At 63.5% G+C, this 4,062-nt stretch carries 5 protein-coding genes; 4 read left to right on the top strand and 1 reads right to left on the bottom strand.

Annotation, left to right across the window (positions count from 1 at the left end):
• On the top strand, positions 1-923 hold a 923-nt coding region (locus AC1D1P_RS16450), incomplete at its 5' end, for a class I SAM-dependent methyltransferase (RefSeq protein WP_477673709.1).
• A 4-nt stretch (positions 924-927) separates the two neighbouring features.
• On the opposite strand, the gene pcaQ is transcribed toward AC1D1P_RS16450, so the two are convergent.
• On the bottom strand, positions 928-1,884 hold the full coding sequence (pcaQ, locus tag AC1D1P_RS16445) for a pca operon transcription factor PcaQ (protein ID WP_477673708.1): 957 nt from the start codon (positions 1,882-1,884) through the stop codon (positions 928-930).
• A gap of 147 nt (positions 1,885-2,031) precedes the next feature.
• Between pcaQ and pcaH the strand changes: the two genes are divergently transcribed.
• The 3 genes from pcaH to AC1D1P_RS16430 all read left to right on the top strand — a co-directional run bounded on the left by pcaH (position 2,032) and on the right by AC1D1P_RS16430 (position 3,967).
• The gene (gene pcaH / locus AC1D1P_RS16440) at positions 2,032-2,745 is read left to right on the top strand and encodes a protocatechuate 3,4-dioxygenase subunit beta (protein ID WP_477673707.1); all 714 of its coding nucleotides are present in this window, start codon (positions 2,032-2,034) and stop codon (positions 2,743-2,745) included.
• 19 nt (positions 2,746-2,764) lie between these two features.
• A complete protein-coding gene (gene pcaG / locus AC1D1P_RS16435) occupies positions 2,765-3,361 on the top strand; it encodes a protocatechuate 3,4-dioxygenase subunit alpha (RefSeq protein ID WP_477673706.1) in 597 nt (198 codons plus the stop codon).
• 141 nt (positions 3,362-3,502) lie between these two features.
• Positions 3,503-3,967: a VOC family protein gene (locus tag AC1D1P_RS16430; RefSeq protein WP_477673705.1), complete on the top strand. Its 465-nt coding sequence runs from the start codon at positions 3,503-3,505 to the stop codon at positions 3,965-3,967.
• Positions 3,968-4,062: the final 95 nt, after the last annotated feature.

Here is a 4,062-nt window from a genome sequence, read left to right as displayed (position 1 = left end):
CTCCCAGTACCGCGCGCGCCGCAAAACCGCCCAAAGGCAGTGGAAAGCCCGCGCCCGTTCCGCAAGTCATCGAAGAACTTCGCCCCGGCCAGTCGATCGAGCTGCTCAAGGAGCTGCACATCCTCACGCGCGAGGGCAAGCTCAACCAGGACACGCGGCGCAAGCTCAAGCAGGTCTACCACCTGTACCAGTTCATCGAGCCCCTGCTCAATGAGGTCGCGGCAGAAAAGGAAGACTTCACCCTGGCCGACCACGGCGCAGGCAAGTCCTACCTGGGCTTCATCCTGTACGACCTGTTTTTTAATGTCGCGCACCGCGGTGAAAAAACCGCAGGCCATGTGTACGGCATCGAAACCCGCGCCGAGCTGGTTGAAAAGTCACGCGTGCTGGCCCAGCGGCTGGGTTTTGCGCGCATGTCGTTCCTGAACCTATCGGTGCAGGAGGCCACCACTTCGGCTGAACTCCCGCCCACCGTGGACATCGTCACCGCCCTGCATGCCTGCGACACGGCCACCGATGACGCCATTGCATTCGGGCTGGCCAAAAACGCCCGCCATATGGTGCTGGTGCCGTGCTGCCAGGCTGAAGTGGCCGGTGTGCTGAAGAAAAGCCGTGCGCTGTCACTGTCTCGCACGCCGCTGGCTGAACTCTGGCGGCACCCGCTGCACACGCGTGAATTCGGCAGCCAGATCACCAATGTGTTGCGCTGCCTGCAGCTCGAAGCCAACGGCTACCAGGTCACGGTGACTGAGCTTGTGGGCTGGGAGCATTCGATGAAGAACGAACTCATCCTGGCCAGCAAGCCCGAGCAACCCCAGGCCGGTAAAACCCGTGCCGCCCAAGCGCGTTTGCGCGAGGTGCTTGAAGAGCTGGGTCTGGGTGAACTGACGGCCCGCTTTGCGGTGCAGGCCGAGCCGGCCTAGAAGCCTAAAGCAGGGCCGGCGCTTCGCTGCGGCGTTCTGCCGCCAGCACGCGAATGGTGGCAATCAGCTGGTGCTGTGCCTCGGTGGGCGCCATGTCGGCACGCAGCGTCAACCCCACCAGCTCTTCGGTGCCCGCCATGCTGACGGGCAGGCGCACCAGCGTGCCGCTCTCCAGGTCCGGCCGCACAGCCCCCAGCGGCGCAAGCCAGGCCGCATCGCTTTGCAGCGCATAGCCGCGTGCGATGGACACCGACAGCGTTTCGACCAGGCGCATAGGCGGCGGCAGGCCGCGCGTGAGGAAAAAGCTGTCGGCGGTATGGCGTATGGCCGTGCCCTGCGTGGGCAGTATCGCGGGGAAGGCCTGCAAGCCGGCCAGCGGATCGGCCTTGCGCCCGGCCTGCGCCAGCAGGGGGTGGCCGGGGCGCACTGCCAATACCAAGGGGTCGGCGTACAGGTGCTCAAACGTCAGCCCCAACATATGGGCCGGCTCGGCAAAACGTCCAATCACCAGGTCCAGTTCGCGCTGGCGCAGGCTGGCCAGCAGTTCGGGGTTGGAGCCGGTCTGGATGCGCAGGCTGGTGTGCGCATCCGGCCCGGACTGAGCCTCTTGCCGCGCCAGCAGCAAGGGCATCAGCCACGGTGCCACCGTCGGCAGCACACCGATGGCAATCACCGCGCTGCCCTGCCGCCGTGTCTGCGCGACGCTGGCGACCGCTTCACGCAGCGCGCTTACGCTGGCGCCGGCATGCCGCAAAAAGGCCTCGCCCTCGCGTGTGGGCACGGCGCCTTTGCGCCCGCGCTCAAACAGCCGCACCGCCAGCAGGCCCTCGAGCTCTTTCAGGGTTTTGGATACGGCGGGCTGCGTGATGGCGAGCACGTCGGCTGCCTTTTGCAGGCTGCCATGCTGTGCCACCGCCAGAAAGCACTGCAGGTGCCGGTATTTGATGCGTTCATCGACCATGCTCCGATTTGACCATCTGGTTATGGATAAGTCGAGAAAATGTCAATATACATAACTGTTTCGGCCGATTAAAGTCGACTCAGCACGAAAAACCCGAAAAGCGCCTGCTAAAAAGGCGCCAACCTCTTTCGACCTCTGGAGACATCGATGAAACCCGACCTGAACAACAGCTTTCTGGCCCCACGCGACTGGACCAGCCATTCGCCCCATATTTATCCGGGCTACAAATCCACCTTGCTGCGCGGCCCCAAGCAGCCGCTGGTGCCTATCAAGCAAGCGCTCGCACAGCTCAACGCGCCTGTCTATGGCGCCGAACAACTGGGCCCGCTCGACAACGACCTGACCAAAAATGCCGTGATGAACGGCGACCCGCTGGGTGAACGCATCATCGTCACCGGCCGTGTGCTCGACGAAGACGGCCGCCCCGTGCGCAACACGCTGGTGGAAGTCTGGCAGGCCAACGCGGCCGGCCGCTACGTGCACAAGGTCGACCAGCACGACGCGCCGCTGGACCCGAACTTTCTGGGCGCCGGCCGCTGCATGACCGACAACGAAGGCCACTACAGCTTCAAGACCATCAAGCCCGGTGCCTACCCCTGGGGCAACCACCCCAATGCCTGGCGTCCGCAGCATATTCATTTTTCGCTGTTCGGTGACTACTTCGCCAGCCGCCTGGTCACGCAGATGTATTTCCCCGGCGACCCGCTGCTGGGTTACGACCCCATGTACATGGGCGCGCCCGAAAGCGTGCGCGAGCTGATGGTCTCGAAATTCAGCCTCGACGTGACCCAGCCCGACTACGCGCTGGGCTATGTGTTCGACATCGTGCTGCGCGGCCCCAAAGCCACGCGCTTTGAATAAGCGGCGGAAGGACAACACCATGAGCCAACTCAAACAAACTCCATCGCAAACCGTCGGTCCCTTTTTTGCCTACGGCCTTACGCCCACGCAATACGGCTACGACCTCAAAAGCCTGTTCACGCCGGTGCTGGCCCAGCCCACTGCGARGGGCGAGCACATCCGTATCACCGGCCAGGTGTTTGACGGCGCCGGCAATGCCGTGATGGACGCGATGGTCGAGATTGCCCAGCCCGACGGCAGTGGGCAGCCCATCTCGTCGGTGGCCGATGCCGAAGCGCGCGGCTTCACCGGCTTCGGCCGCTGCGGCACCGGCACCCTGGCGCAAAGCCATTACGAGTTCTTCACCGTCAAGCCCGGTGCGGTGGCGGGGCAAGCACCGTTCATCAACGTCTGCGTCACCATGCGCGGCCTGCTGGTGCATACGTTCACGCGCATCTACTTTGATGATGAAGCGGGGGCGAACAGCAAAGACGCGGTGCTGGCAAGCGTGCCGGCCGAACGGCGCAGCACCCTGGTTGCCCAACGCGACATGACGGGGGCCGGAGCGGTATACCGATTCGACATCCGCATGCAGGACAGCGCCGCCGGCAAGGAAACAGTGTTCTTCGACCTGTGAGCGTGGACCGGGGTTGAGCGGCCGGCCTTGATTGCTACTAATTAGATAGCTGATTGCGCTCGTCCCTATTGGTCTGCAGCCACATTTCTTATAAAAATGCCCTGAAGGCTACAGCCGTGCGACCATGGCGGCAATGCCGCCATGAAGGTTGTTACGCGCGCCGGTGTACAGGCGCAGCCCGCCCGCGCTATAAAACAGGCCATCACTTTCAAGAGGCCTGCCATGACCATTCATCTGGACCACTTCATCGTATCGGCGCGCGACAAGGTGGCTTCTGCCAGGTTTTTGGCCGGGCTGCTCGGCGTGCCATGGGCCGAAACCACGATTGGGCCCTTTTCCGCCGTCTACATCAACGAAGGCCTGACGCTGGACTTCATCGACACCGACGAAGACTTTCCCGTCGAGCATTTCTGCTTTCGCGTGAGCGAGCAGGAGTTCGATGCGATCCTGGGGCGCATCCAGGCGGCTGGAATCAAGTACCGCAGCTCGGTGCGCGGCCCCATGGACATGCAGGTCAGCACGTACCTTGGCGGCAAAGGCATTTACTGGAMCGAGCCCGAGGGGCACCAGTGGGAGATGCTCACGGTAAGTTATGCGCGAAGATGAATCCACCCCCGTCCAGGCTCACTGCGTGTAGCCTGTTCCCCCCTCAAGGGGGCGGCGCCTGGGGCCGGCGAAGCCGGACCCTCGGCCCCCGCTGG

It is taken from the genome of Polaromonas sp. P1_E1_2, from assembly GCF_056406035.1.
This window is presented reverse-complemented; position numbering and strand designations above follow the sequence as displayed.